The sequence below is a fragment of the Paraburkholderia sp. D15 genome (genome assembly GCF_029910215.1).
In the GTDB taxonomy this organism is placed as follows: domain Bacteria; phylum Pseudomonadota; class Gammaproteobacteria; order Burkholderiales; family Burkholderiaceae; genus Paraburkholderia.
Genome location: NZ_CP110395.1, coordinates 2,083,249 through 2,109,517 on the forward strand (window position 1 = coordinate 2,083,249; position 26,269 = coordinate 2,109,517).

General features: G+C 66.9%; 25 protein-coding genes. 18 read left to right on the plus strand and 7 right to left on the minus strand.

What is annotated here, in order from left to right; genetic code table 11:
- Positions 1-72 precede the first annotated feature (72 nt).
- Entirely contained in the window at positions 73-486 is a 414-nt protein-coding gene (locus tag LFL96_RS08965; RefSeq protein WP_281000292.1) for a hypothetical protein, read from the plus strand.
- A gap of 91 nt (positions 487-577) precedes the next feature.
- Positions 578-1,324 carry a LuxR family transcriptional regulator gene (locus tag LFL96_RS08970; protein WP_281000294.1) on the plus strand — a complete coding sequence of 249 codons (747 nt, stop codon included), beginning with the start codon at positions 578-580 and terminating at the stop codon, positions 1,322-1,324.
- Here the strand turns inward: LFL96_RS08970 and LFL96_RS08975 are convergent.
- From LFL96_RS08975 to LFL96_RS08995, 5 genes are read right to left on the minus strand one after another with little or no spacing between them, the layout of a single operon-like run.
- A complete protein-coding gene (locus tag LFL96_RS08975; protein ID WP_281000296.1) occupies positions 1,238-2,218 on the minus strand; it encodes a glutamine amidotransferase in 981 nt (326 codons plus the stop codon). The two genes, LFL96_RS08970 and LFL96_RS08975, sit on opposite strands and share 87 nt — an antisense overlap.
- A 24-nt stretch (positions 2,219-2,242) precedes the next feature.
- Positions 2,243-2,887, minus strand: coding sequence for a glutathione S-transferase (locus tag LFL96_RS08980; protein WP_281000298.1), 645 nt, complete (start codon positions 2,885-2,887; stop codon positions 2,243-2,245).
- Positions 2,881-4,122 carry a cystathionine beta-lyase gene (gene metC / locus LFL96_RS08985; RefSeq protein WP_281000300.1) on the minus strand — a complete coding sequence of 414 codons (1,242 nt, stop codon included), beginning with the start codon at positions 4,120-4,122 and terminating at the stop codon, positions 2,881-2,883. The genes LFL96_RS08980 and metC overlap by 7 nt, the downstream gene beginning before the upstream one ends.
- The gene (locus LFL96_RS08990) at positions 4,113-4,766 is read right to left on the minus strand and encodes a pyridoxal 5'-phosphate synthase (protein WP_281000302.1); all 654 of its coding nucleotides are present in this window, start codon (positions 4,764-4,766) and stop codon (positions 4,113-4,115) included. Before LFL96_RS08990 ends, metC begins: the two co-directional genes overlap by 10 nt.
- 51 nt (positions 4,767-4,817) lie before the next feature.
- The gene (locus LFL96_RS08995; RefSeq protein ID WP_281000304.1) at positions 4,818-5,720 is read right to left on the minus strand and encodes a CoA ester lyase; all 903 of its coding nucleotides are present in this window, start codon (positions 5,718-5,720) and stop codon (positions 4,818-4,820) included.
- Between LFL96_RS08995 and LFL96_RS09000 the strand changes: the two genes are divergently transcribed.
- The 8 genes from LFL96_RS09000 to LFL96_RS09035 all read left to right on the plus strand — a co-directional run bounded on the left by LFL96_RS09000 (position 5,707) and on the right by LFL96_RS09035 (position 15,650).
- Positions 5,707-5,955: a hypothetical protein gene (locus LFL96_RS09000; protein WP_281000306.1), complete on the plus strand. Its 249-nt coding sequence runs from the start codon at positions 5,707-5,709 to the stop codon at positions 5,953-5,955. The two genes, LFL96_RS08995 and LFL96_RS09000, sit on opposite strands and share 14 nt — an antisense overlap.
- Positions 5,956-6,318: 363 nt before the next feature.
- Positions 6,319-6,828, plus strand: a complete 510-nt coding sequence (locus LFL96_RS09005; protein WP_281000308.1) for a nucleoside deaminase — start codon at positions 6,319-6,321, stop codon at positions 6,826-6,828.
- A 207-nt stretch (positions 6,829-7,035) separates the two neighbouring features.
- Positions 7,036-8,157 (plus strand): hybrid sensor histidine kinase/response regulator, encoded by a 1,122-nt coding sequence (locus tag LFL96_RS09010; protein WP_281000310.1) that lies wholly within the window; start codon positions 7,036-7,038, stop codon positions 8,155-8,157.
- A gap of 415 nt (positions 8,158-8,572) precedes the next feature.
- Entirely contained in the window at positions 8,573-9,391 is an 819-nt protein-coding gene (locus LFL96_RS09015) for an ABC transporter substrate-binding protein (RefSeq protein WP_281000312.1), read from the plus strand.
- A gap of 85 nt (positions 9,392-9,476) precedes the next feature.
- Positions 9,477-10,271, plus strand: coding sequence for an amino acid ABC transporter permease (locus tag LFL96_RS09020; protein WP_281000314.1), 795 nt, complete (start codon positions 9,477-9,479; stop codon positions 10,269-10,271).
- Positions 10,268-10,966, plus strand: a complete 699-nt coding sequence (locus LFL96_RS09025; RefSeq protein WP_281000316.1) for an amino acid ABC transporter permease — start codon at positions 10,268-10,270, stop codon at positions 10,964-10,966. The genes LFL96_RS09020 and LFL96_RS09025 overlap by 4 nt, the downstream gene beginning before the upstream one ends.
- Before the next feature lie 152 nt (positions 10,967-11,118).
- Positions 11,119-13,818, plus strand: coding sequence for an EAL domain-containing protein (locus LFL96_RS09030; protein ID WP_281000318.1), 2,700 nt, complete (start codon positions 11,119-11,121; stop codon positions 13,816-13,818).
- 101 nt (positions 13,819-13,919) lie between these two features.
- Positions 13,920-15,650, plus strand: coding sequence for a methyl-accepting chemotaxis protein (locus tag LFL96_RS09035; protein ID WP_281000320.1), 1,731 nt, complete (start codon positions 13,920-13,922; stop codon positions 15,648-15,650).
- Here LFL96_RS09035 and LFL96_RS09040 read toward each other — a convergent pair.
- Positions 15,566-16,453: a LysR substrate-binding domain-containing protein gene (locus LFL96_RS09040; protein WP_281000321.1), complete on the minus strand. Its 888-nt coding sequence runs from the start codon at positions 16,451-16,453 to the stop codon at positions 15,566-15,568. The genes LFL96_RS09035 and LFL96_RS09040 overlap by 85 nt on opposite strands.
- 201 nt (positions 16,454-16,654) lie before the next feature.
- Between LFL96_RS09040 and LFL96_RS09045 the strand changes: the two genes are divergently transcribed.
- From LFL96_RS09045 to LFL96_RS09060, 4 genes are all read left to right on the plus strand, one after another.
- A complete protein-coding gene (locus LFL96_RS09045; RefSeq protein WP_281000323.1) occupies positions 16,655-17,656 on the plus strand; it encodes a polysaccharide deacetylase in 1,002 nt (333 codons plus the stop codon).
- Positions 17,653-18,582 (plus strand): polysaccharide deacetylase, encoded by a 930-nt coding sequence (locus tag LFL96_RS09050; protein WP_281000325.1) that lies wholly within the window; start codon positions 17,653-17,655, stop codon positions 18,580-18,582. The genes LFL96_RS09045 and LFL96_RS09050 overlap by 4 nt, the downstream gene beginning before the upstream one ends.
- Positions 18,579-20,021 carry an MmgE/PrpD family protein gene (locus LFL96_RS09055; RefSeq protein WP_281000327.1) on the plus strand — a complete coding sequence of 481 codons (1,443 nt, stop codon included), beginning with the start codon at positions 18,579-18,581 and terminating at the stop codon, positions 20,019-20,021. Before LFL96_RS09050 ends, LFL96_RS09055 begins: the two co-directional genes overlap by 4 nt.
- 99 nt (positions 20,022-20,120) lie before the next feature.
- Positions 20,121-20,966 carry an ABC transporter substrate-binding protein gene (locus LFL96_RS09060; RefSeq protein WP_281000329.1) on the plus strand — a complete coding sequence of 282 codons (846 nt, stop codon included), beginning with the start codon at positions 20,121-20,123 and terminating at the stop codon, positions 20,964-20,966.
- A gap of 85 nt (positions 20,967-21,051) precedes the next feature.
- Here LFL96_RS09060 and LFL96_RS09065 read toward each other — a convergent pair whose 3' ends face one another.
- A complete protein-coding gene (locus tag LFL96_RS09065) occupies positions 21,052-21,930 on the minus strand; it encodes a LysR substrate-binding domain-containing protein (RefSeq protein ID WP_281000331.1) in 879 nt (292 codons plus the stop codon).
- 149 nt (positions 21,931-22,079) lie between these two features.
- Between LFL96_RS09065 and argH the strand changes: the two genes are divergently transcribed.
- The 4 genes from argH (at position 22,080) to LFL96_RS09085 (ending at position 26,230) form a co-directional block, all read left to right on the plus strand.
- Complete coding sequence (gene argH / locus LFL96_RS09070; protein WP_281000333.1) at positions 22,080-23,513, plus strand: argininosuccinate lyase; 1,434 nt, start codon at positions 22,080-22,082, stop codon at positions 23,511-23,513.
- Positions 23,507-24,460 (plus strand): amino acid ABC transporter permease, encoded by a 954-nt coding sequence (locus LFL96_RS09075; protein ID WP_281000335.1) that lies wholly within the window; start codon positions 23,507-23,509, stop codon positions 24,458-24,460. The genes argH and LFL96_RS09075 overlap by 7 nt, the downstream gene beginning before the upstream one ends.
- 106 nt (positions 24,461-24,566) lie before the next feature.
- Positions 24,567-25,331 (plus strand): amino acid ABC transporter ATP-binding protein, encoded by a 765-nt coding sequence (locus LFL96_RS09080; RefSeq protein WP_281000337.1) that lies wholly within the window; start codon positions 24,567-24,569, stop codon positions 25,329-25,331.
- Between the two features lie 56 nt (positions 25,332-25,387).
- Positions 25,388-26,230 carry an ABC transporter substrate-binding protein gene (locus tag LFL96_RS09085; protein WP_281000339.1) on the plus strand — a complete coding sequence of 281 codons (843 nt, stop codon included), beginning with the start codon at positions 25,388-25,390 and terminating at the stop codon, positions 26,228-26,230.
- The last annotated feature ends 39 nt before the right edge of the window (positions 26,231-26,269 follow it).

The window sequence follows — 26,269 nt, forward strand, 5'->3', positions numbered from 1 at the left end:
GGAAACGAGTGTGTTCAAGGGCCGCGCGCCATGCGCGGCCCGCCGATTTAACCACTGCAAGGAAGCTGAATCATGAATGTGAGCCATCAACTCGCCGACTCCACGGTGTTCGATCTGTCCGGGTTTCCGTTGATCGTCGCGCGCAACGAGGCGATCGCGCCCGGCTACGCGGCCGCCTGGGAGCAGGACATGAACGCGCTGCTGGAAAGCGACGCGCCGTTCGTGCTGCTGTTCATCTCGCCGCGCCCCGAGGAAACCCACGAAGACCGCAAGCGGCGCGGCATGTGGCTGAAGACGAACCGCGATCCGCTCGCGAAGGTGTGCAAGGCGCTGATCACGGTCGAACCCGACGAGCGCGAACGCGAGGAGTCGAAGGCGGGCGCGGCGGCGATCGCCAAGGCCTTCGGCATCCCGCTCGAAGCGGTCGCCACGCTCGACGATGCCAGACAGATAGGTAGGCAACTGCTCGCGCAAGGACGAGACTAGCGCCGCCGTTCCGGTCGACGACGAGGCTGCGAAGACACTCGGGACGGTTATTTCAGTACACCAGAACGAACAGAAGAAACGGAGTATTCGAATGAATGGCCAGAATGATTACATTGACTTGCTGGTGCCGGCCGACGAGTGCGCGCTACGTCACCGCATCCTCGACGCGACCGCGGGCATGGGTTTCGACAAAGTGGTACTCGCGGTGCTGCCCGCGCAGGGCGTGTCGTTCGGCGCGGCGCACATGTGGAGCAATTGCGATCCGGAGTGGGAGCGGCGCTATCGCGAGCGGTCGTTCGACCTGATCGATCCGCTGCTCAGGCATTGCTTCAAGTCGCGCTTGCCGCTGATCTGGGCGCCGGACTTTTTCGAGGCGCCGGCGCAGCGCGAGTTTCACGACGAAGCCAGCGCGTATGGCCTGAACCGTGGCATCACCTTGCCGTTGTACGGTCTGAAGGGCGAGGTGGGCATGCTGACCTGCGCGGTGCACGACGCCTGCGCGATGAGCTACGAGCAATGTCTGCGCTGCCTGCCGCGGCTATCCTTGCTGCGCGACATCACAAGCGAGGCGATCGGCCAGTTCGGTCTCGATCCGAAACCGGGCATCGCGCCGCGACTCAGCCGGCGCGAGACCGAATGCCTGCGCTGGCACGCGGTCGGCAAGACCTCGTGGGAAATCGGCCACATTCTCAACGTGAGCGAGTCCTGCATCAATTTTCATTTCAACAACATTCGCCGCAAGTTCAACGTGTCACGTCGTCACGAGGCGGTGCTCAAGGCGATCGAGTGGGGGCTGTTGAGCGTCGGCGATATGACCGCGGGTCTCGCCGCCAACTGACCCGTTCGACCGAACCGATCCAACCGATCCAACCGACCCAGCCATTCCCAGCGATAGCCAGCGGTCGAGAAAACTGTTGAGCCAGACCACGCCGGCGCGATCGTGCCGATGCCCTTCACGGGTCTGGGCAGGAATGTCCTGCGCGCCGGGTGCGCCGAGTTTATGGGCAGCCGCGGCCGACCAGCGCCGCATCATCTGATAGCTGACCTCGGGGTGAAACTGCACGCCGAACGCGGCGGGCCCGTAGCGCACCGCCTGGTTTTCGAACTGCTCGCCCACGGCCAGCCGTTCCAGACCGGTCACACTCTCGAAACCCTCCCGGTGCCATTGGTAGACCCGCTCCGGCCATTGACACAGCGCGCGTCCGGACAACGTCGGCTTGATCGGCCAGTAGCCGATTTCGGCGATGCCGTCGCGATGCGCGCTGACCTTGCCGCCGAGGTGGCGAATCATCATCTGCGCGCCGAGACAGATGCCGAGGAACGGCGCCTGTTCGCGCAGCGGCACGCCGATCCAGTCGGTTTCCGTGCGAATCCACGCGTCGCTATCGTTCGCGCTCATCGGGCCGCCGAAGATCACCGCGCCCGCGTGATCGCGCATGCTGGTGGGCAGCGGGTCGCCGAGTGGCGGACGGCGGATGTCGAGCTCGTAGCCGCGCTGCTGCAACAAACGGCCGACGCGACCGGGGCTCGACTGTTCGCGATGCAGCACGATCAGGATGCGGGCCGGCGCGTCACGTGGTGCGAGGACGGTCGCGTGGGGCGACGCGAGCAGCGATGCTGCGCCCGGCGCGCTGAATTGCGCTTCGTTCGGTACATCGTTCGGCACTTCGTTTTGCACGTCGTTGGACGTGTCGTGCGACGTTTCGTTTGAAGCAGGCAGGCGATTGGACATGGAGCGAAATGACGATCGATGGATTCAGCCAGGAATGCCGCGCAGCGCTTCGAACGACACCATCACGTGTTCGCGGTAGGCGGCCCGTTGCTGCAGGCGCCGGTACCACGCACCGACGTGCGGCAATGCCGGTCGTTCGACATCGAGCGAGAAGTAGCGGAACAGGGTCGCGCCGACGGGAATGTCGCCGAGTCCCAACGTATCGCCGCTCAGATACGGGCGGCTCGCGAGCACGCGGTCGAGCATCTGGAAGTGCTGCGTGCAGCGCGCGTTTTTCTCGCGCACCAGCGGCCAGTTGCGCTCGGCCTCGGGCGTGCGCACCATCGCCCAGAACAGCCCGGTCATCACGTCGGGTTCGAGCGTCGTTTGGCACCAGTCCATCCAGCGTTCGGCATGCGAGCGCGCGAACGGATCAGCGAGCCAGAACGGCGCCTGCCGCGTATGCGCGGCGAGCAGCCGCAGGATCGTGTGCGATTCCCATGCGATCTCGCCGTCGAGTTCGATCACCGGAATGCGGCGGGCCGGATTCATCGCTTCGAATTCGGCGGTCTCGCAGCCGCCGAATTCCCCGCCCAGCGGCACGTGGCGATACGTCAGACCCAGTTCGCCCGCGAGCCACAACACCTTCTGCACGTTGAACGAACTGCGTCTTCCCCAGATCGTCAGCATGTCGCGGCATCCTCCCGCGCGGGGCAGGCGGCGCTGAAGCGTTGCAGGCCGGCGGCGAGGTCGGCGATCAGGTCGGCGGGATCTTCGAGACCGATATGCAGACGCACGCCGATGCTGCCCTCCGGCCAGTGCGACGCGATCCGATGCTCGGCGAGATCGAACGGCACCGCGAGGCTTTCGAAACCGCCCCACGAGTAGCCGAGGCCGACCAGTTCGAGCGGGTCCAGCATCGCGGCGAGCGCGGCGTCGGGCGCGGCGTGCAGGATCACCGAGAACAGCCCGGACGCGCCCTTGAAGTCGCGCTTCCATAACGCGTGGCCGGGACAGTCGTCGAACGCGGGATACAGCACGCCGTTGACCTGCGGCTGCTGCCGGAGCCAGCTCGCCACCGCATGCGCGTTGTCCTGATGCTGACGCAGACGCACGCCCAGCGTACGCAGCCCGCGCAGCGCGAGGTACATGTCGTCCGGGCCGACGCACAGGCCGAGATCGCCGTGCAGTTGCTTGAGCGCGGGCCACGACGCGGCATTCGCCGACACCGTGCCGAGCATCGCATCGGAATGGCCGACCAGGTATTTGGTGCCGGCCTGGATCGACAGATCGACGCCATGATCGTGCGGCCGGTAGAACAGCGGGGTGGCCCAGCTGTTGTCGGCGATCACCGTGAGGCCGTGCGCGTGCGCGACGTTCGCGAGGGTCGCGACGTCCTGCACCTCGAACGTGTACGAACCCGGCGACTCGACGTAGATGGCCCGCGTGCGCGGCCGGATCAGCGGCGCGAGGTCGGCGCCGACGAGCGGATCGTAGTACGTGGTGTCGATGCCCATGCGCCGCAGCACCCCGTCGCAGGCATGGCGCACCGGGCCGTAGACGTTCGCGGTCATCAGCAGATGATCGCCCGGCGACAGGCACGTCAGCAGCGCGAGCGTGCACGCGGACAGCCCCGACGGACACAGCACCGCGCCCGCGCCGCCTTCGAGCTCGCACAGCGCATGCTCGAGCGCGTCCGAGGTCGGCGTGCCGCGCCGGCCGTAGATGTACGGCTGGGTCCGGTTGAGCAGATCGTGCGTGGTCGGGCTCAGCACCGTCGAGCCGTGATAGACCGGCGGGTTGACGAAGCCGTGATACGCGCCGGGATCGCGCCCGGCGAGCATGAGCCGGGTCGCGTCGGCGAACCGCTCCAGCTTCGGCGTGTACGGCGACGGCACGGCCGCCTTGGCGGCGTTCACGGCCATAGCAGGCTGCGCTCCCACGTCGCGCCGGCGCGGCGGTAACGCAGCCGCGTGAAGCGGCGTTCGGCATCCGATTGCCAGAACTCCACCTCGCGCGGCGACAGCGCATACATGCCCCAGTGCGGCGACACCAGATCGGGCTGCGCGGCGACCCGTGCGAGCTGTTCGTGCAGCGCGTGGCGCAGATCGTCGGCGCTCTCCAGCACTTCGCTCTGACGGCCGATCAGGATGCTGGCGCGCGAGCGTTCCGGGCGCGACATGAAGTCCGCGCGGCACGCGTCCTCGGACAGCCGCTGTACCGTGCCGCGAATGCGCACCTGCTGCGCGGTGGCGGGCCAGTAGAACGTGATCGCGGCGTTTGGCCGCTGCGTCAGTTGACGGCCCTTCGGGCTCGTCGCGTTGGCGGCGAAATGCCAGCCTTGCTCGTCCATGTTCAGCAGCACGACCGAACGCGCGTCGGGCGTGCCGTCGTCGTCGATCGTGGAGAGCGTCATCACCTGCGGCTCGTTGGCCTTCGCTTCGACGGCGGCGTCGAACCAGTCCGAGAAGAGCGCCTGCGGGGTGTCCGGCACGGCCTGCGTGTCGAACGGTTGACGGGCGCCGGCGAGCGTCTTGATCGACGTCAGGCGGGCTTGAAAGGGTGTCATGTCGTGGCGTGGTTCCATGGCGCGTGTGCGATTCCGCTGATGGGGTTCAGGTTACGCAATGCCGAATTGCGTGGCGCGCGCGAGCAGCCGGTGCGCGGCGAGATAGTCGGGGACTTCGGCGAGAAAGCCGTCCACCACCGCGGCGGCGACCCGCTTGCCGTTCGATTGTTCGCGGGCGGTGTCGAAGGTTTCGATCACACGCCGGGCCAATGCGACTTCGGCGGCCGTCGGCGTCAGCACGCGGTTGACGATCGGCGTGAGCGGCGCGTTGACGATCGCCTTCGCCTTGTAGCCGAGCGCGCGCGAGGTGCGCATGTCGGCCTCCGCGCCTTCGACATCGGCGTAGCTGTACGGGCAGTCGATCGCGGTCACGCCGACCGCCGCGCATTCGAGCAGGAAGCGCGAACGCACGTAGTCGAGTTCGTGACCGGCATGCGTGCGTTGCGCGCCGAGGTCCGCGACCATGTCCTCGGTGCCGACCAGCACCGCCGAGATGCGCTTGCTGCACCGCGCGATCGCCATCGTGTTGACCACGCCGAGCGGCGATTCGATGTTCGGCACGAGTTCGGTCGAACCCGGCTGGATGTCGTATTCGGCTTCGTAGCGGCTGACCGCTTCGTCGAGCGCGACGACCTGTTCGGGCGTCGACACGAACGACATCATGATGATGTCCGGACGGCTGCGCATCACCGCGCGCAGATCGTCGAGGCCGCCGTTATCGAGCGGATTGACGCGCACCGAGGTCAGCACGCCGGCTTCGCGCCAGCACTTCAGGACTTCGTCCGCGATGCGATGCGCGTCCGGCCGGCGCGCCGGCGGCGTGAAGGTTTCGAGTTCCTGAACGAGGACGTCGGCGCCGGTTTGCGGCCCGGCGAGCAGGGTGTCGCGATCGTGACCGGCCAGGAACAGCCAGGAACGGCGCAACTGCGGAGGACGTCGGTTGAGCAGGGGCATCGGGTATTCCTCTGAAGGCGCGAGCCTGATGGGTTCGCGCATAGCGTTGTTGACGATGAAGCGGACAGGGGCGCGCGGCACGCCGCCGCGAGCGACGGCGTGCAACGCGATACGACTGGGAAATAAAACCGGCAACGAAACTAAAACCGGCAACGAAACCGGCGATGGCGGTGACCGGGTTGACCGCGAACGGATGGCGGCGAGGCAGGCGCGCGAACGATGCGATACGCGGTGACGCGCGGTTGTACGCTGTCATGCGTCGCTTATGTGCTGCTTATGCGCTGCTTAAGCGTTGCTTATGCATTACTCATGCGTTCGTCGCACGCGATTGCGTCGGCCGGTGCGTTGGCGAAAGACCCCTGACGTCATGCATCGTTGAGACCGGCAAAGGTTAAACGGCGCGCCGGTCGGGAACAACTATCAGGAGTGTCAGTGTGGACGTTGCACTGTTGCGTGGCGCACGCGTCGCGATGCGTGGAACGACGACTGTGATCGATAGCGCCCAGGCGCCTGGCGGTGTGCATCGCGGATAGCGCACAATGGCATGACGCTTGATCATTCCAGCACGTGTTCACACCTTCATCGAGGAGAGCCGCCTATGAAAACGACAACCGACACCCCCGTCTCCACGCTGTCCGAAACAGATCTGTCCTTGCTGCGCGCGGCGATCGAACTCGCCGATGTATCGCGGAAAAACGGCCGCCATCCGTTCGCGGCGATCGTCGCCAACGAGCGCGGCGAGATCGTGGCAAGCGCGGGCAACAACTCGATGCCGCCCGAGGGCGATCCGACCCAGCACGCCGAACTGGCGGCCGCGGCGAAGGCCGCGCGCATCCTGTCGCCGGAAGCGCTGGCGAAGTGCACGCTCTACACGAGCGCCGAGCCGTGCTGCATGTGTGCCGGGGCGATCTACTGGTGCAACATCGGCCGCGTGGTGTATGCGCTGTCCGAGCATCGGCTGCTGACGCTGACCGGCGATCATCCGGAGAACCCGACTTTCTCGCTGCCGTGCCGCGAGGTCTTCGTGCGCGGACAACGGCGGATCGATGTGTTCGGCCCGCTGATCGAGGAGGAAGCCGAGCGTTCGCACATCGGTTTCTGGAAGTAGCGGGGCCCCTTCCGCAACCCCTTTCGCAACCCCTTTCTCGACGATTAGAGCGCCGTACCCAAACCGCCGCCGGTCCGCAGGTTCCCGCCCGTCGGCGAACGCGCTACCATCTTCCCCCGAGCGCCGGGATCCGAAACGGCGCCCCGCAATCCATCCAACCCGTCCAACCTTGTCCCACGCCGGCCAACGCGACCGCCAGACCACCTCATGAGCGACACTCCGCAGCCACCGTTTTCCATCCTCTTCGTCGACGACGACGAGCTGTCGCGCAACCACTTCGCGCGGGCGGTCCGCGCGGACTATCACGTCTACGTGGCCGGCACCGCGGACGAGGCGATGGCGGTGCTGAGCCGCCACGGCGCGGAGATCGCCGTGATGGTCACCGACTTCCGCATGCCCGGCCGCGACGGCGACGATCTGCTGCGCCAGGTGTCGCACGAGTATCCGCAGATCGTGCGCATTCTCGTCACCGCGTACGCCGACAAGGACATGCTGCTGAAGACGGTCAACACCGGCGAGATCTTCCGCATCCTCGAAAAGCCGTTGCGCACGGAGAAAGTCCGCGACGTGCTGCAACTCGCGATGACGCGTTATGCCGAGCGTGAGACGCGGCAACAGCGCCTGCTCGCGATGGATGAAACGCTGGCCTTTCTCGCGCATGAGCTGAACACGCCGCTCGCGGCGATCTCGCTGTTCGCGCAGTCGGTGGGCAACAACGTCGCCGAGCAATACGATCCGGAGCGGCAGAAGGAGATCGGCTACGCGGCCACGTCGATGCTGAACAACGCGCAGTATTGCCTGACGCTGATCTCGTCGTTCTGGGCGACGGTGCACAAGAGCGGCGGCCAGACCTCGGGCGGCAGCGTGAACCTGCGCGAAGTCACCGCGACGCGGCTGATTTCCACGTTGCTCGACACGTATCCGTTCACGGCGGCGCAGCGCGACTGGATCGAGGTGGACGTGCAGGGCGATTTCGTGGTCCGCACCATGCCGAACTGCGTGGCGCTGGCGCTGTCGTCGCTGCTGTCCAATGCGTTGCGGGCGCTGGAGGGCAGCGCCGGGCCGGCGCTGCGGCTCGAGGTGCGCGCCACGCCGGAACCCGAAATCCGCGTGCGCGACAACGGGCCGGGCATCGCGCCGGAAGTGATGGCGCGGCTGCTGCAGGACCCCATCACCACCTACGGCGGCTCGGGCGGTCATGGCATGGGGATGATCTTCTGCAATCGCATCATGCAGTCGTCGGGCGGTTCGCTGCGGGTCGATTCGACCTTCGGCGCGGGCACCACGGTGACGATGGCGTTCCCTCAGCAACCGGGCCGCGGCGCATAGTGAAGCGGATGACGCGTCGAAGGACGCGTCGGCCTGACCGGGCTGCAAGCGCTTTACTCAGAGCGTCAGTCAAAAGCCTATTCAAAGGGCCGCTTATGGGCCGCTCATGGGCCGCTCATTGGCCGATTAACGCGCCACTTTACGCGCCGCTTAACTCGCCACTTTACGCATCAGCAATGCGCGGGAAAGAACAACCGCGCTTGAAACAACGTCCCCCCTGCAACAACCTCCCCACGACAGCACATCGGCAACACAGCCCCGCGCACGAACGCGTTCGCGTTGTTATCACGGCGCTGAATTAGCAGTTGACGATTCATTGGTTCGTGCCCGCAAAGCGCGCTGCTACAGTGGCCGCCACGCTGACGGCACCAAACGTCGCGACTGACAAAACCAATCCACCGATATGGGGTTCACCATGAAGACCTGGACTCGCGGCGCGGCTATCGCCGGTCTGCTGCTGGCGCTCACCGGCATCGCGCATGCCGATCAACTCGACGACATCAAGAAGGCGGGCGTGCTGCGCGTCGCGACCTTCGACAGCAATCCGCCGTTCGGTTTCGTCGATCCGAAGAGCAACCAGATCGTCGGTCTGGATGTCGACTACGCGCGCGCGGTCGCCGCGAAGCTCGGCGTGAAGCTGGAGATCCAGCCCACCAATCCGGCCAACCGGATCGCGTTCCTGAAGTCGAACAAGGTCGATCTCGTGTTCGCGAACTTCACGATCACGGACGAACGCCGCAAGGAAATCGACTTCAGCACGCCGTATTTCGCGTCGGGCACGCAGTTCATCGCGAAGAAGGGCGTGCTGAAATCGCCGCAGCAGCTCGCGAGCCTGCGCATCGGCGCGGACAAGGGCACCGCCAACGAGCAGCAGGTGCGCGCGCAGTTCCCGGCCGCCACCATCGTCGCGTACGACGACACGCCGTTCGCGTTCGCCGCGCTGCGCGCCGGCAACGTGCAGGCGATCACGCAGGACGGCCCGAAGCTGGTCGCGCTGCTCGCCAACGTGCCGGACAAGGACAGGTACGAGATCCCGCCGTTCACGATTTCCAACGACTATGAAGGCGTGGGCGTGCCGAAGAACCAGCCGCGTCTGCTGAGCGTGGTCAACGAGACCTTGCAGGATCTGGAAGCGCGGGGCAACGCCGCGAAGATCTACGACCAGTGGTTCGGCCCGAAGAGCCGCGCGCCGCTGCCGCGTCTGTTCAAGATCGGCGATCCGCAGAAGAGCTGAGCGTTCCGCCTGGCGTAGTCCGGCCCGCCGCGCATTCGACGGCGGGCCGATTCATTTTGTACCGCAATCCGATGGTGTCCCGACGATGACGACCGACACGTGGCTCGAACCGCGTTACGCCGCGTGGATCTGGCATGGCTTCGCGATGACGCTGGCGCTGTCCGTCTGCGTGATCGTGGCCGCGACGCTGCTGGGCTTCGGGCTGGCACTCGCGCGCAGCGCACGGGCTGCCGCGCCGCGACGCGCGGCGGCCGCTTACGTGCTGATCTTTCGCAACTCGCCGCTGATCGTGCAACTGCTGTTCTGGTATTTCGGCGCGGCCGCGCTGATGCCTGAGAACGCGATGAGCTGGCTCAACACCCCGCACGTGGCGACGATTCCGACGTTCATCGGGGCGCTCCCGCTGGGCTGGCCGAGCTTCGAATTCGTGGCCGGCTGGATCGGCCTCACGTGCTACACGACCACCTTCATCGGCGAGGAGTTTCGCGCCGGGCTGCGCGGCGTGCGCGACGGCCAGTATCAGGCGGCGGCCGCGCTCGGCCTCACGCGCTTCGCCGCGTTCCGCCACGTGATCCTGCCGCAGGCAATACGAATCGCGACGCCGCCGCTCGCCGGGCAGTATATGAACGTGGTGAAGAATTCGTCGCTGACCATGGCGATCGGGCTGGCCGAGTTGTCGTACTCGTCGCGCCAGGTCGAGACGGAGACGCTGAAGACGTTCCAGTCGTTCGGCATGGCGACGCTGCTGTACATGGCGATCATCGCGGCGATCGAAATCGCGCTGCTGCTGCGGCGGCGACATGCGACGCAAGGCACGCGGGCCGCGCGGGCCAGGCGTTCGGCGGCCGGCTGGGGCGCGCCGCGCGGAGGCCGCTCATGACCGCGCCCGACTGGCTGCCGATTCTGCGCTACCTGCTGCTCGGCACCTTTCCCGACGGCCCGCTCGGCGGCGTCGCGTTGACCGTGGTGTTGACGCTGGCCTCGGCGTCGCTGTCGGCGCTGCTCGGCCTCGCCGGCGGCGTGGCGCTGGCGATGACGCGCGGCGCCGCGCATCTGGCCTTGCTCGTCGTGGTCGGGCTGTTCCGCGCGGTCCCGGTGCTGATGCTGATCTTCTGGACCTTCTTCCTGATGCCGGTGCTGCTGCACGCCGACGTGCCGGGACTGGCGACCGTGGTGTGCGCGCTCGCGCTGATCGGCGGGGCGTATCTGTCGCATTCGGTGCATGCGGGGATCGTCGCGATCGGCGATGGGCAATGGCAGGCCGCGCTGTCGCTCGGCATGACGCGCGGCCAGGCGTTGCGTCATGTGCTGCTGCCGCAGGCGGTGCGGGTGATGACGCCGTCGTTCGTGAACCAGTGGGTGTCGCTGACCAAGGACACGTCGCTCGCGTATATCGTCGGCGTGCCGGAATTTACCTTCCTCGCCAATCAGATCAATAACCGGCTGATGGTGTATCCGGCGCAGATCTTCCTGTTCGTCGGGCTCGTCTATCTCGTGCTGTGCTGCGGGTTTCAGTGGGGCGTGACGCGCTTGCTGAACGCGCGTTTCGATACGGCGAGGCAGCACGGCGGGTAAGCGTGCATGGCCGGTGCGTCGCGCGAACGAACCATTAAGAAGACTGGAACGACGCGCCGCCCGGCGCATTTGACGTGGATCAAGGTGCGCAGGGAGGCGCACTGTTACTGTCGGCGCCATCTCGAAATCGCGCTACAGGTCTTCGTCAAGCCATGGTTCATCACACGCTGGATGTCGAAATAGGGCAACTGGTCAGCGGCTCGATGCTGGAGTGCCCGCCGCACACGTCCGTCCACGAGGCCGCCCGCCGCATGGCCGACGAACGGCGCAGCGCGATCGTCGTGATGGACGGCGCGCGCGCCGTCGGCATCTGGACCGAGCACGACGCGCTCGCGCTCGCCGACGAACCCGATCGGACCGATATCCGCAATATGCCGGTCGAGGCGGTGATGAGCCGCCCGGTGATCGCGCTGCCTGGCCACACTCGTCTTGGCGACGCCGCGTTGCAGTTCCGCAGCGGCGGCATCCGCCATTGCCTCGTGACCGACGAGCGCGGGCATTCGCTCGGCATTCTCACGCAGACCGACTTCGTGATGAATCAGGGCGCCGAGTTCTTTCTGCGGATGAAGACGATCGATTCGGTCAACGCGGCCGCGCCGGTGCTGGTCGATCACGAACTGAGCGTGAAGGATGCGATGCGTCTGATGCGCGCGCAACGATTGAGCGCGGTCGTGGTCGCGTATCCGGATGGCGTGCATGGGATTCTGACCGAGCGCGACATCGTCGGGCTGGTGGCGAACGGTTCGCTCGACGATGCGCCGGAGCGGTTCGCGGCGGGGCCGGCGCAAGGCATCGTCAATGCCAATGCCAACGCCACCGTCGGCTTCCACGCGAGCCGTCCGCTGCGCTGCCTGCGCCAGTCGCAGAGCCTTTACGCCGCGCGTCAGTATCTGATCGAACACCGGATGCGGCACGTCGGCATTCTCGATCAGCACGACGCGCTGGTCGGCGTGCTCGGTCTCGCGGACATCCTCGACGACATCGAGCACGAGTATGTGCAGGAGTTGCAGATCGCGCTGCGCGAACGCGACGACGCGTTGTTCGAGTCGCGCTACAACCTGCGTCTGGCCGACCGGGTCGTCGAATCGTCGCTGGACGGCGTGATGGTCACGGATCTGAACGGCACCATCGAACGCGTCAACCCGGCCTTCACCCGCCTGACCGGCTACGCGAAAGCCGAGGTGGTCGGGCGCAATGCGAACCTGCTGAGTTCCGGCCGTCAGGCGGCGGGCTTCTATCGCGCGCTATGGGAGAGTCTGCGCGAACACGGGCACTGGCAGGGCGAAATCTGGAACCGCAAGAAAAGCGGCGAACTGTACCTCGAATATCTATCGATCTCCGGCATCTGCGACGAGAGCGGCCGCTACACGCATTACGCGGCGATTTTTTCCGACATCACCGGGCGACGCCTCGCCGAGGAACGCCTCAGCTATCTCGCCACCCACGACGCGCTCACCGGGCTGCCCAACCGCACGCTGTTCAGCGAACGGCTCGAACACGCGATGGCGCGTGCGCAACGCGCCGGCAAGCGGGTCGCGGTGATGTTCGTGGACCTCGACCGCTTCAAGCTGATCAACGACACGCTCGGCCACGGCATCGGCGATGAAACGTTGAAGGTGATCGCCGGGCGCTTGCGTCACGGCGTGCGCGAAACCGATACGGTCGCGCGGCTTGGCGGCGACGAGTTCACGATCGTCGCCGAGGATATCGAGGATATTCGCGACGTCGGCCGGATCGCGCAGTCGCTGCTGGAGGTGATCGGCCGGCCGGTGAGCGTCGGCGCGCAGAGCGTGTTCGTCACGCCGAGCATCGGCATCAGCATGTTTCCCGACGACGGCGCCGATCCGAAACAACTGCTGATGCAGGCCGACCGCGCGATGTACGAAGCGAAGGAAGTCGGCAAGAACAACTTCCAGTTCTTCGCGGCGACCATGACCTCGTCCGCGAAGGAGCGCATCGTGCTCGAAGGCGAATTGCGCGAGGCGCTGCTGAACGGCGAATTCCGTCTGCATTACCAGCCCGAGTACGACCTGCGCAGCGGCGCGCTGACGGGTGTGGAGGCGCTGATCCGCTGGCAGCATCCGCGGCGCGGGCTGGTCGGGCCGGACCAGTTCATTCCGGCCGCCGAGGAGTCGGCGCTGATCGTGCCGATCGGCGGCTGGGTGTTGCGCGAGGCGTGCCGTCAGGCGCGCGCGTGGCTCGACGAGGGCTTCGAGTTCGGCCGCATCGCCGTCAATCTGTCGGGCAAGCAATGCCGCCACGATGGTTTCCTGCACGAGCTGGCCGGCGTGCTGAGCGACACCGGACTACCGGCGCGGCGGCTGCAGTTCGAACTCGTCGAAAGCATGGCGATGACCGGCCGCGACGAAACCGCCGCGTTGCTCGGCGAGCTGGCGCGGCGCGGCATCAGCCTCGCGATCGACGACTTCGGCACCGGCTATTCGGCGTTCGCGTATCTGCAGAGTCTGCCGGTCGATACGCTGAAGATCGACCGCTCGTTTCTCGCGCAGATCGGCGAGCGGATCGATGCGCCGATCGACGAGCGCGAGGCGGGCGCTGCCGACGGCGCGATCGTGCGGGCCATCGTCGCGATGGCGAAGGCGCTGGGCATCACGGTGGTCGCCGAGGGGGTGGAGTACGACGCGCAGTGGCGCTTCCTGCGCGAGATCGGTTGCGACCGGGTGCAGGGGTATCTGCTCGGCCGGCCGGTGCCGGCGGAGCGGTTGGCGCGCGGCGCGCGCGTCGGCGGGGCAGAAAGCGGAGCAGAAAGCGGGGCGGGGAACGTGGCGGGAAACGTGGCGAAAAGCGACGCGAAAAGCGGCGTCGCCCTCACCGCATCGGCACAGGCTTGACCGGCCCGGCAGAACGGGCGGCAAGCACCGGACACGCGGAATCACAAGGCAGAGCGAACAGGCCGAGCCGGTAGAACCACAGGCAGAACCAGGGCACAACCATGCGCGAGAATCTCCCCGTCACCGACGACGAATACGTGCTGTCCGGACAGGACGTGATCATCACCCGCACCGATCTGCAAGGCCGCATCGTGTACGCGAACGAAGCGTTCCTGCGCAGCAGCGGCTATCCGCATGCCGAGGTGATCGGCGCGCCGCAGAATATCGTCCGTCATCCGGAGATGCCGGAGGAAGCGTATCGCGACCTGTGGGACACGATCGGCCGCGACCGGCCGTGGACCGGCGTAGTGAAAAATCGCCGCAAGCAGGGCGGTTTTTACTGGGTGCTCGCGAACGTGACGCCGGTGTTCGAACGCGGCGAGAAGGTCGGCTACATGTCGGTGCGCACCAAACCGACAGCCGTGCAGATCGCGCGCGCCACGCGGCTCTATGCGAAGCTCGCCGCGCCTCGCGGCCGGCATCTGCGGCTGGCGGGCGGCACGCTGGTGCGTAACGGCGTCGCGGGGCTGGCCGACCGGCTGCTGCGCCTGCCGGTCAATCTGCGCGTGTGGGCCACCATGGCGGCGTTGATCGCGGTGATCGTGCTGGAGGCGTGTGTCGCGAGCGGCGTGTTCCTGGCGCATGGGTGGACGGCGGCATCGTCGCCGGCCGGGGCCGCCTCGCAAGCCGCGCGGCTCTGGCAGGCGTGGCTGCTCGCGGGCGCCGGCGGCGGTGTCGCGATCGCGTGCGGAATCTATCTGACGCGCAATCTGCTGATGCCCTTGCAGGCGCTCAACGCGGGCGCGCTGAGCGTGTTGAACGGGCACATCCAGCAGGCCTTTCCCGAGCGCGGCGACGCGCAGACGCGCATGCTCGGCCGCATGCTGAACCAGATGAACGCGAAGCTGGTCGGCGTGCTGATCGACGCCAAGCTGTCCATCGACGCGATCCGCGACAAGACCCACGAGTTCGCGCGCGGCAACGGCGACCTCGCCACTCGTACCGACGAGCAGGCGAGCGCGATCGAACAGACCACCGCGAGCCTCGCCGAAATCACCGAGACCGCCGAACAGAACGCGCTCGGCGCGGAGCGCGCGAATACCTCCGGCCGCCAGACCGCCGAATCCGCCGAAGTCGCGGCCGGCGAAGTGCAGAAGACCGTCGCCGTGATGGAGCGCGTGCGCGAGCATTCGCGCAAGATTTCGGACATCACGTCGGTGATCGATGCGATCGCGTTTCAGACCAACATCATCGCGTTGAACGCGTCGGTGGAAGCGGCGCGCGCCGGCCAGTACGGGCGCGGCTTCGCGGTGGTGGCCTCGGAGGTGCGCAGTCTCGCGCAGCGCGCGGCCGGCGCGGCGAAGGAGATCAAGAACCTGATCGAAACGTCGTTGCAGACCGTCACCACGGCCACGCAGACGGCCGCGCGCGCGGGCGAAACCATGAACACCGTCGAGCAGACGGTCACGCAGTTGACCCGCACGCTGTACGACATCGCGCTCGCGAGCCGCGGGCAGAGCGTGCAGATCGCGCAGATCAACGAGGCGGTCGGGCAGGTGGCCGGCCTCACGCAGCGCAACGCGGCGCTGGTCGAGCAGTCGGCGGTGGCGTCGAGCGATCTGCAGCAGCAGACACAGTCGATGGAGACGGCGATGAGTATTTTCGATTTGCGCGGCGACACGCCGGAGCGGCCGGAGGGCGCGCAGTCTCAGCCCGAACTGCTTGCCCGCAACCAGCCCAGCAAGGGCCGCAACTTCTCCCGGTACTCGTTGCGCGGCGGGTGCACGAGGTAGTACCCCGCGCCCGTCTCCACGATCCGCTCGAACGGTGTCACCAGCGAGCCGTTCGCCAGATTTTCCTCGACCAGGTTCAGATCGCCGAGCGCGACGCCTAGGCCGCGCACCGCCGCGCTGAACGCGAGGTCGAGCGTATCGAAGACCTGCTCGCGATACGTATGCGCGGCGAGGTTGCCTTCCTGCTGCAGCCACATCATCCAGCCACGCCGGCCGAAACTCGAATGCAGCAGCGTGTGCTGTTTCAGATCCTCGGGCACGGCCAGCGGCGGCGTGCCGTTCGCGATCTGCGGCGAGCAGACCGGCGTGAGCCGCTCGCGCATCAGACAGGTCGATTCGAGTCCTTCCCAGTTGCCGGTGCCGAACAGGATCGCCGCGTCGAGCGTGCCTTCGCCGAAATTGGTGGGCAGGAACCACGCGGTGTCGATGTTCAATTGCGTGCCCGGCACCTGCGCGTAGAAGTCGGACAGGCGCGGCAGCAGCCAGCGCGTGGCGAGCGTGGGCGTGACGCGCAGCGTGATGGTCTGGCCGCCGGTGTTCGCGATGTGCATGGAGCGCCGCGCGGTGGCAAGTAGTTCCTCGACGATCGGCACGAGCCGCTGACAGGCGGACGTGGGCACCACCATGCGCGTGTGCCGCACGAACAACGCGCAGCCGAAATACTCCTCGATCTGCTGGATGTGCCGGCTGACCGCGCTCTGGCTCAGGAACAGCTGCTGCGACGCGGCCGTGAAATTGCCGCAGCGCGCGACCACCAGCAGCGTTTGCAGCACGTTGAACGGCGGATAGCGTTCGATCTTCATTTATGCACATCTCGCATGGTAACCATGAGATTTTACCGTTTGTCGGCGGTAATTTGGCGGCCTTAAATCGGACTCAGGTTCTGCATGACGGCGTGTTTCAGGCGCCGTCGCGGATGCATCGTCGTACCTGAAAAGTCAGGCGCGGCAAAGGCCGGCAAGATGTCGCGCCGGTCTGGACGAGCGATTTGAGGGAGCTTTCGCATGACCCATCCGGGGTTTGCGCCGCACGCGGGGGAGCCTCCGCGTCCGGCATCCATTCATGCACACGGTGGAAATGGGGCCGGGAGTGCGGCCGGGAGTGCGGCCGAGCCTGGCGACGATGCCAACGCCGCGCGCCGCGCGCCGCGCTGGCCCGACGCGCACCGCTCATGCGTCGCGCTGGCGTTCGATCTCGACGGTCCCACCGGCGACGCGATGCTCGACGGTTCGATCTGGCGCAACCCCGCGTATTTCACGCTCGGCAGCTACGGACCGTGGCGCGCGCTGGGGCGTTTGCTCGACATGCTGAACGAGCGCCGCGTGCCCGCGACCTTCTTCGTGCCCGCGTGGGTCGTCGAAAACTGGCCGCGCCAATGCGCGGCGATCCTCGAAGGCGGCCATGAAATCGGCTATCACGGTTACCGTCACGAAGCCTTCTGGACGCTCGACGCCGCCGGCCAGCGCGCGGTGATGGCGCGTTCGGCGGAGGTCTTCGAGCGTTACCTCGGCATGCGTCCGGTGGGCTTTCGCACGCCGTCGGGCGACTGGGGCAAGGACACGATCCGCGTGCTGCTCGAAGCCGGCGTGCGCTATTCGAGTTCGATGCGCGGCGACGACCGCCCGTATCTGCTGCGCGCGCCGGGCATCGCCGAGCCGATGGTGGAAATCCCCGGCCGCTGGGAACTGGACGATTACGCGTCGCTCGCGTATCACCGCAAGCCGGATTTCCCGGCGAGCCTGGACCGCATCGCCAGCTACGACACCACGTTCGACAACTGGCGCCGCGAATTCGACGGCTCGCATCGCGACGGACTCTGTTTGACCACGCTGTTTCATCCGAAGGTATCCGGCAAGCCGGGCCGTATCGCGCTGCTCGACAAACTGCTCGACCACATGCACGCGCAGGGCGACGTGTGGTTCGCGACCTGTCGCGACGTCGCGCAACACTGGCTCGATGTCAATGAAGTTGCGGCGCAGGCCGGCGAACGGGGGCTGCGCGCATGAGAACGATCCATTGGCCGGACGGCGCGCGTTGCGCGGTGGCCGTCACCGTCGACTTCAACGACGAGCACGGCATCCTCACCCAGGAGCCGCGGATTGCGGGCCGCGAGAAATCGCTGTCGGTATGGCGCTACGGCGCGAAACGCGGGGTGGACCGCGTGCTCGACGCGCTCGCCGAGTTCGGCGTGCGTACGAGCTGGTTCGTGCCGGGCCGCGTCGCGCAGACGCATGCCGCGCTGCTGCAACGCATCGACGCGCAAGGTCACGAAATCGGCACGAGCGGGTTTCGCTGCGAGGACTTCGACGCGCTGACGCTCGACGAACAGAAGGCCGCGTTCCATGCGGGCCAGCAGGCGCTGCTCGGCACGATCGGCCGGCGCGCCGAGGGCTTCCGCTCATTCACGGGCAACTGGGCGACCGGCTTCGCCGATTTCCTGCGCGCCGAAGGCGTGACGTGGTCGTCGTCGTGGCGCGGCGACGATCTGCCGTATTTCCATCTGCCCGATGCGAACGCCGCCACGACCATGTCCGATGCCGCCGACGCCGCGCACACCGCGCCGCTCGTCGAGCTGCCGCTGCACTACGAACTGGAGGACGAGCCTTACTTCGTCTACAACCTGTCGCCCGCGGTGCCGGTCGGCCAGCCGCGCATTCCGTCGTATCGCGAGGTGCTGTCGAACTGGAAGCAGGACTTCGCGGCGTTTCATCGCTTCGGTCTGTGTTTCGTGCTGCGGCTGCATCCGGAACTGATCGGCACCGCGGGACGCATCGACGTCTTGCGCGAGTTGCTGGCCGACATGCGCGCGCACGACGGCGTGTGGTTCGCGACCGGCGCGCAAATCGCCCAATGGTGGCGGCAGAACGTCGACGGCAACGAGCCGGGGCATCCGGTCGAGATTTTCGCGCGGCATCGGGAGACACAGCGATGAGCGCGGCTCTGCTTGACACCGCGCTGGCGCGTGCGTCCGCGAACAACGCCGCCGACGATCTGTCGTTGTCGCAACGGCTCGCGGCCTTCGTCGCCGGTGTCGCCGACGAAGCGATTCCCGCGAAGGTCGTCCAGCGCGCCAAACGTCATCTGCTCGACACGCTCGGCGCGGCGCTCGGCGGCGCGTCGGCGGCGGAACCGCGCAGCGCGCGGGCGGTGACGGCCATCGACGGTCCCGGTCGCGCGCCGGTCTGGGGGACGCGCGATACGCTCAGTCCGCGCAACGCGGCCTTCGTCAACGGCGTGGCCGCGCATGCGCTCGAACTCGACGACTCCGGCGGCTGCGATCACTCCGGCGCGGTCGTGCTGCCGGCCGCGTTCGCCGCGCTGTCGTGCACGCCGCGTCCGGTATCGGGACGCGCGTTCCTGAGCGCGATGGTGCTCGGCTACGACGTCGGCCGCCGCGTGCTCGAAGCCTGCGGCGGGTACTCGCCGCACAACGCACGCGGCTGGCATTCGACGATGAGCTGCGGCGTCTTCGGCGCGGCCGCCGCGAGCGCGCGCGTGTTCGGGCTCGACGCCGCGCGCACCGGCGCCGCGCTCGGTCACGCGGGCAGTTTCAGCGGCGGCTTGTGGGGCTTCATTCACGACGCGTCGCAAACCAAGCGCATGCACACCGGCCGCGCGGCCGAAGGCGGCCTGCTCGCCGCGCTGCTCGCGCAACACGACGTCAGCGGCCCGACCCAGGTTTTCGCCGACGTTTGGGGCGGCTTCTTCAACGCATTCGCGCCGGACACCCACGATCGCGCCGCGCTGCTGCACGAACTCGGCGACACGTGGAAGCTGATGCGCTGCTCGATCAAACCGCACGCGTCCTGCCGCAGCGCGCACGCCGCGGTCGATGCGATGCTCGCGCTGATCGGCGAACGTCCGTACGATCCGCAACGCGTGCGTGGCGTGCACGTGCGGCTGAGCGAATTCGTCGGGCGGATGTGCGGCGGCCGCGATCTGCGCAACCTCGCGTCGTCGCAGATGAGCTTGCCGTATGCGCTCGCCGCGGTGCTGGTGCACGGTCATGCGGGCATCGATGCGTATGCGGAAGCGGCGCGTCGCGATCCGCGCATCGCCGCGATGCTCGAATGCATCACGCTCGAGACCGACCCGGCGATGTCGGATCTCGACGAGCCGGTGATCACGCTCGATCTCGACGGCGAGCCGCCACGCTCGCGCCAGGTGCTGACGCCGCTCGGCGATCCGCTGAATCCGCTGCCGGATGCCGACCTGTTGTCGAAGTACCGGTCGCTGGCCACGCTGGCGCTCGAACCCGCGAGGGCGGACGCGCTGGCCGAGGCGATCCTCGACCTGGACAATCTCGCCGACGCCCGCACGCTCCTCGCGTGGCTGCCCGGCGACGCGGACGCGCGCCCGCTGCTGCGTTAGCCGGCAAGGCCGTGGACGAACCGCAGCGTTGCGAACCGCCGGAATGGAAACACGAAACACGAAACGCCAGACAACGAATTTTTCGAAGAGGTGACCATCATGTACAAGCATCTGCCACGCGCTTTTCTTCGTCCGCTTGCGGCCGGTCTTTGCGCGTTGCTGTTCAACGCGGTTGCGCACGCCCAGGCGTTGCCCGAGCCGATCGCCAAAACCCACGTGATCAAGGTGGCGGTCAACTCGATCTATCCGCCGATGGAATACAAGGACCCGGACACCGGCGAACTGGTGGGCTTCGACATCGATCTCGGCAACGCGATCGCGAAGCAGCTCGGCGTGAAACTGGAGTGGCAGGAGTCGGCGTTCGAGCAGTTGTTGCCGTCGCTCGCCACCGGCCGCGTCGACATGATCCTGAGCGGTCTGAGCGACGTGCCGGGCCGGCGCGATACCGCGGACTTCCTCGACTACCTGAATTCCGGCGCGCAGTTCTACGTGCTCAGCAGCGCCCAGGGCGGTGCGATCCATCAGGCGGCCGACCTGTGCGGCAAGGCGGTCGGCACCAGCCGCAGCACGTCGTTTCCCGCCGATACCGCCGCGTGGAGCGCGCAGCATTGCGCGGGCAAGGCGCCGGTCACGGTGGTGGGCACCGAGGACACCTCGTCGGCGCGCATGCAGTTGAAGCAGGGGCGCATCGTCGCGGGCGTGCAGGGTAGCGAAACGCTGCCGTACGCGATGAAGCTCGAACCGAATACCTACAAACCGATCGGCGAACCGTTCGCGACCTCGCCGGAAGGCATCGCGATCGCGAAGTCGAATCCGAAGCTGCGCGACGCGGTGAAGGCGGCGCTCGACAGGCTGATCGCCAACGGCACGTATCAATCGATCGCGGCGAAGTGGGGCTTGCAGTCGAGCGCGGTGCAGCAACTGACGATGAACGGCGCGAAGTAACCGGAAGTCGCGTGAAGTAGCGGGAGGTCGCGAGCACCGGCATTGACGGGCATCGGCGGGCAGCAGCGGGAAAATGCGGCCCGCCTCAACCCACCTTGTCGTTCAGCCACGCCGCGAAGGCGGACGCGAGCGGCATGTCGGACAGCTCGTGCGGCGTCACCAGGTAGTACGCATGCCGCGACGGCACGGTGAGGCTGAACGGGCGGACCAGGGTGCCGTCCTCGAGATCGTCGCGCACCGAAAAGCTATCGCCGAGCGCCACGCCCTGGCCGTGCACCGCGGCTTCGATGCCGATGTGCGCATTGCCGATTTCGAGAATCCGCAGGCCCTCCAGTTTGTCCGCCGACGCCTGGGCGAGCCAGCGCATCCACGAACCGGAGTGCTCGCAGAACAGCGCCTTGCCGGCGAGGTCGTCGAGCTTGCGGATCGCGTTGGGGCCGTTCATCAACGCAGGACTCACCACGGGAAAGAGCGCGGGATGATCGATCATCGTCACATGCCGGTCGCGCCAGCGGCCTTCGCCGTACCGCACGCACAGGTCGACGTCGGGCGAGTAGACCTCGCGGTCGTCGTTGGACGGAATCACCTTCAGGTTGATGCCCGGATGACGGTCGAGGAATTCGCCGATGTGGCGCGCCATCCAGCGCGCGGTGAACAGCAGCGGCGTGGACACCACGAGGTTGCCCACCACCTCCGGCGAATCGAGCTTGACCACCGCGTTGGCGATCATGTCGAACGCGCCCTTGACCGGCTGCAGCAGCGCCTCGCCCTCGCGCGTGAGCTTGACGCGCGCCTTGGAGCGCACGAACAGCGTGACGCCGAGACTCTCTTCGAGAATGCGGATCTGGTGGCTGACCGCGCTCGCGGTCACGTGCAGCTCCTGCGCGGCGCCCGCCACGCTGGCGCGGCGGGCGGCGGCTTCGAACGCGCGCAACGGATTGAGCGGCGGCAAACGGTTTCGCATGGGTTGAGCCAGATGCTGAGAAAAATTTCATTTGAACGGAATTTAATTCTCGCTACAAGAAGAAAAACTGAATACGTACAGTGGAGTCATCGCCATCGCACGACTGCTCGCGGCGGCAACCGTCAACTCAACTCAGGGGACAGGCAGCAATGAACATTTCCGAACCGATCGAGCGTTTGTGGGGCGGCCGTTTCAAGTCGGGGCCGTCGGCGGCATTGAAGGCGCTGTCGCGCTCGGAGCCGAGCTTTTTCCGCCTCGCGCCGTACGATCTGGCGGGCTCGCGCGCGCATGCCCAGGAACTGCGCCGCGCGGGCATTCTCGGCGACGACGAGCTGCAACGGCTGCTCGCCGAAATGGACCGTCTGCAGGCGCAATTCCTCGCGGGCGAGATCGGCCCGTCGGACGACGACGAAGACGTGCACACGTTTCTCGAACGCGAACTCACGCAGCGTCTCGGCGCCACCGGCGGCAAGCTGCGCGCGGGCCGCTCGCGCAACGACCAGGCGGCCAACGACCTGCGTCTGTATCTGCGTGCGAAAGCGCGTACGCTAAGCCACGCGGTGATCGACCTGCAACGCGCGTTGACGGAGCAGGCGAGCCGGCACGTGCACAGCGTGACGGCCGGCTTCACGCATCTGCAGCCCGCGCAGCCGGTGGTGTTCGCGCATCATCTGCTGGCGCATGCGCAGTCGATCTATCGCGACATCGACCGGCTGGCCGACTGGGACCGTCGCAGCGCCCGCTCGCCGCTGGGCGCGGCGGCGTTGGCCGGCTCGGCGATCTGTCTGCATCCGGAGTTGTCGGCGGTGGAACTGGGTTACGACGCGCCCTGCGAGAATTCGATCGATGCGGTCGCCGCGCGCGATCACGTCGCGGAGTTCGCGTTCGTCGCGAGCATGCTGGCGGTGAATCTGTCGCGGCTCTCGGAGGAAGTGATCCTGTGGACCTCGCGCCAGTTCGCGTGGGTCGTGCTCGACGACGGCTACGCGACCGGCAGTTCGATCATGCCGCAGAAGAAGAACTCGGATATCGCCGAGCTCACGCGCGGCAAGGCGGGGCGTCTGATCGGCAACCTCGGCGGCCTGCTGGCGACGCTGAAGTCGCTGCCGCTCGCGTATAACCGCGATCTCGCCGAAGATAAGAGCGCGGTGTTCGACAGCATCGACACGCTCGAACTGGTGCTGCCGGCCATGGCCGGCATGATCCGCACGATGCGCGTCGATGTCGACGAAATGCGCCGTCAGGCGCCGCTCGGCTTCACGCTCGCGACCGAAGTGGCGGACTGGCTCGCGTTGCGCGGCGTGCCGTTCAGCGAGGCGCACGAGATCACCGGCGCGCTGGTGCGGCGCTGCGAGGAGCAGGGTATCGAACTCGCGCAGGTGTCGGCCGCCACGCTGACGGAAGTGGATGCAAGGCTCGACGCGTCGGTGCTCGCGCATCTGACGCTGGAGGCGGCGGTGGCGGCGCGCAGCGGTTTCGGCGGCACGGCGCCCGCGCGCGTCGAGGAACAGATCGCCCGCCTGAGCGCGGCGCTCGACCGGCAGTCGGCCTGGGCCGACGATTACAAGGGGCCATCATGGTAAGCATGTCCAACACCGACAAGCCTGGCGCGGCAGCGGGCAGGCCAGCCGACGCAGCGTCGAACCCGGCCACGGGCGCGGCCGCCAGCGCGGCGCCCGCCGCCTCGTCCGGCGCGCTCCCCGACATCGCGCACTTCACGCATGTGCGGCGCCGTTACTGGGGGCGCTATGTGGCGTCGGCGGCGATCATCGCGCTGCTCGGCTACGTGGCGCTCGCGTTCGCGCACGGGCAGATCGAATGGCGTTACGTCGCGCGCTTCCTGACCGCGCGTTCGATCCTCACGGGCCTCGCCAACACGATCGTGATGACCGTGCTGGCGATGGCGCTGGGCATCGCGCTCGGCGTGATCACCGCGATCATGCGGCTGTCGCCCAACCCGGTGCTGCAAACGGTCGCGCAAGGTTACGTGTGGCTGTTCCGCGGCACCCCGGTGATCCTGCAACTGCTGCTGTGGTTCAACCTCGCGCTGGTGTTTCCGTCGATGGGCATTCCCGGTCTGTTCGAACTGCGCACCGTCGACGTGATGACGCCGTTCCTCGCCGCGCTGCTCGGGCTCGGCATCAATCAGGGGGCGTACACGTCGGAGGTGGTGCGCGCGGGGCTGCTGTCGGTGGATACCGGCCAGTACGAGGCGGCCAAGTCGATCGGCATGCCGCGTCTGCAGGCGCTGCGCCGCGTGATCCTGCCGCAGGCGATGCGGGTGATCGTGCCGCCCATCGGCAACGAACTGGTGGGCATGGTCAAGCTGACCTCGCTCGCGAGCGTGATCCAGTACGCGGAGATGCTGCACAACGCGGAGAACATCTATTACGCGAACGCCCGGGTGATCGAACTGCTGATGGTCGCGGGCATCTGGTATCTGGTCGTGGTGACGGTGCTGTCCTTCCTGCAGTCGCGGGTGGAGCGCCACTACGCACGCGGCGCGGGACGCGCGTCGGGCCGGCAATGAAGGCGGCGCAGGTGACGCACGGGGCGAAGGTCGCGAGGGTCGCGAGGGTCGCGAGGGTCGCGAAACTCGCCGACCTTCGGCGCGCAACGCACAACGGAGCACGGAGATGAACACAATCGTTCGCGCAGTGGACGTACGCAAGTCGTACGGCGAATTCAAGGCGCTGCAGGGCATCACGCTGGATGTCGAGAAGGGCGAGGTGCTGTGCGTGATCGGGCCGTCGGGCTCGGGCAAGAGCACGTTCCTGCGCTGCATCAACCAGCTGGAAAAGATCAACGAAGGCGCGCTGTGGGTGAACGGCGAACTGGCCGGCTACCGGCAGGCGGGCAACCGTCTGTATGAACTTTCGGAGCGGCAGATCGCGCGGCAGCGTCTGGCGACCAGCATGGTGTTCCAGCGCTTCAACCTGTTTCCGCACAAGACCGCGCTGGAAAACGTGATCGAAGGGCCGGTGCAGGTGCTCAAGCGGCGCCGCGCGCAAGCCGAGGAAGAAGCGCGCGCGTTGCTCGAGCGCGTCGGGCTCGGTCACAAGTGCGATGCCTTCCCGGTCGAACTGTCCGGCGGCCAGCAGCAACGCGTGGCGATTGCGCGGGCACTGGCCATGCATCCGCAGTTGATGCTGTTCGACGAGCCGACCTCGGCGCTCGATCCGGAGCTGGTGGGCGAAGTGCTGGCCGTCATGCGCGATCTCGCGCAGAGCGGCATGACGATGATCGTGGTCACGCACGAACTGGGCTTCGCGCGCGAGGTGGCCAACCGCGTGGTCTTCATGGATCAGGGGCAGGTGGTGGAAACCGGCTCGCCCGATCAGGTGCTCGGCCAGCCGCGACACAAGCGCACGCAGGACTTCATTTCGGCGGTGCTGTCCTGAACGCCGCGGACGGCTAGACGGGACTTTTCCTTATCTCTTTCAACCAGCGAGTCTTTATGAACACATCCCGTTGTATGCGTGCGCTGCTCGCGCTTGTGGTGGGCGTCGCCGCACTGCACGCGCCGTCGTCGAATGCGCAAACCGGCGCGGCGGCATTGGGCAAGAGCACGTTGAGCGCCGCGATCGTGCCGAACTATCCGCCGTTCGAGTACAAGGACCCGGCCACCGACAAGCTGATGGGCTTCGACGTCGATCTCGGCGAAGCGCTCGCGGCGAAACTCGGCGTGAAGCTGGAGTGGCAGGAAACCAACTTCGACCAGATGATGAGCGCGCTGACCACGCACCGCGTCGACGTGATTCTGTCGGGCATGACCGATCTGCCGGCGCGCCGCGGTGCGATCAACTTCCTCGACTACATCACGACCGGGCCGCAGTTCTATACCGCGAAGGCGCGCGCGGGCGAGTTTCCGAACATGGAGGCGCTGTGCGGCAAGGTGGTCGGCACGAGCCGCCGCACCTCGTTTCCGAACGACATCGCGAACTGGAGCAACGAGCACTGCGTGAAGGCCGGCAAGCCGGCGGTGAAGGTGGTGGGCACGGACGGCTCGTCGGATGCGCGCATGCAGTTGCGGCAGAACCGCATCGACGCGGCGGTGCAGGGCGGCGAGACCTTGCCGTACCAGAACTCGATCGAGCAGAACGCGTATGCGCCGATCGGTCAGCCGTTCCTGTCGCAATACACGGCGATCGGCATGTCGAAGGACAACCCGAAGCTGAATGCCGCGCTGACCCAGGCGTTCAATCAACTGGTGGCCGACGGCACATACCAGAAGATTCTCGCGAAGTGGGGTTTGCAGCAGCACGCGGTGACCAAGGCGCAGATCAACGCGGGGACTTGAGGCCGGGCGCGGCAAGCAGGGGGTGCGGCATTCGATCCG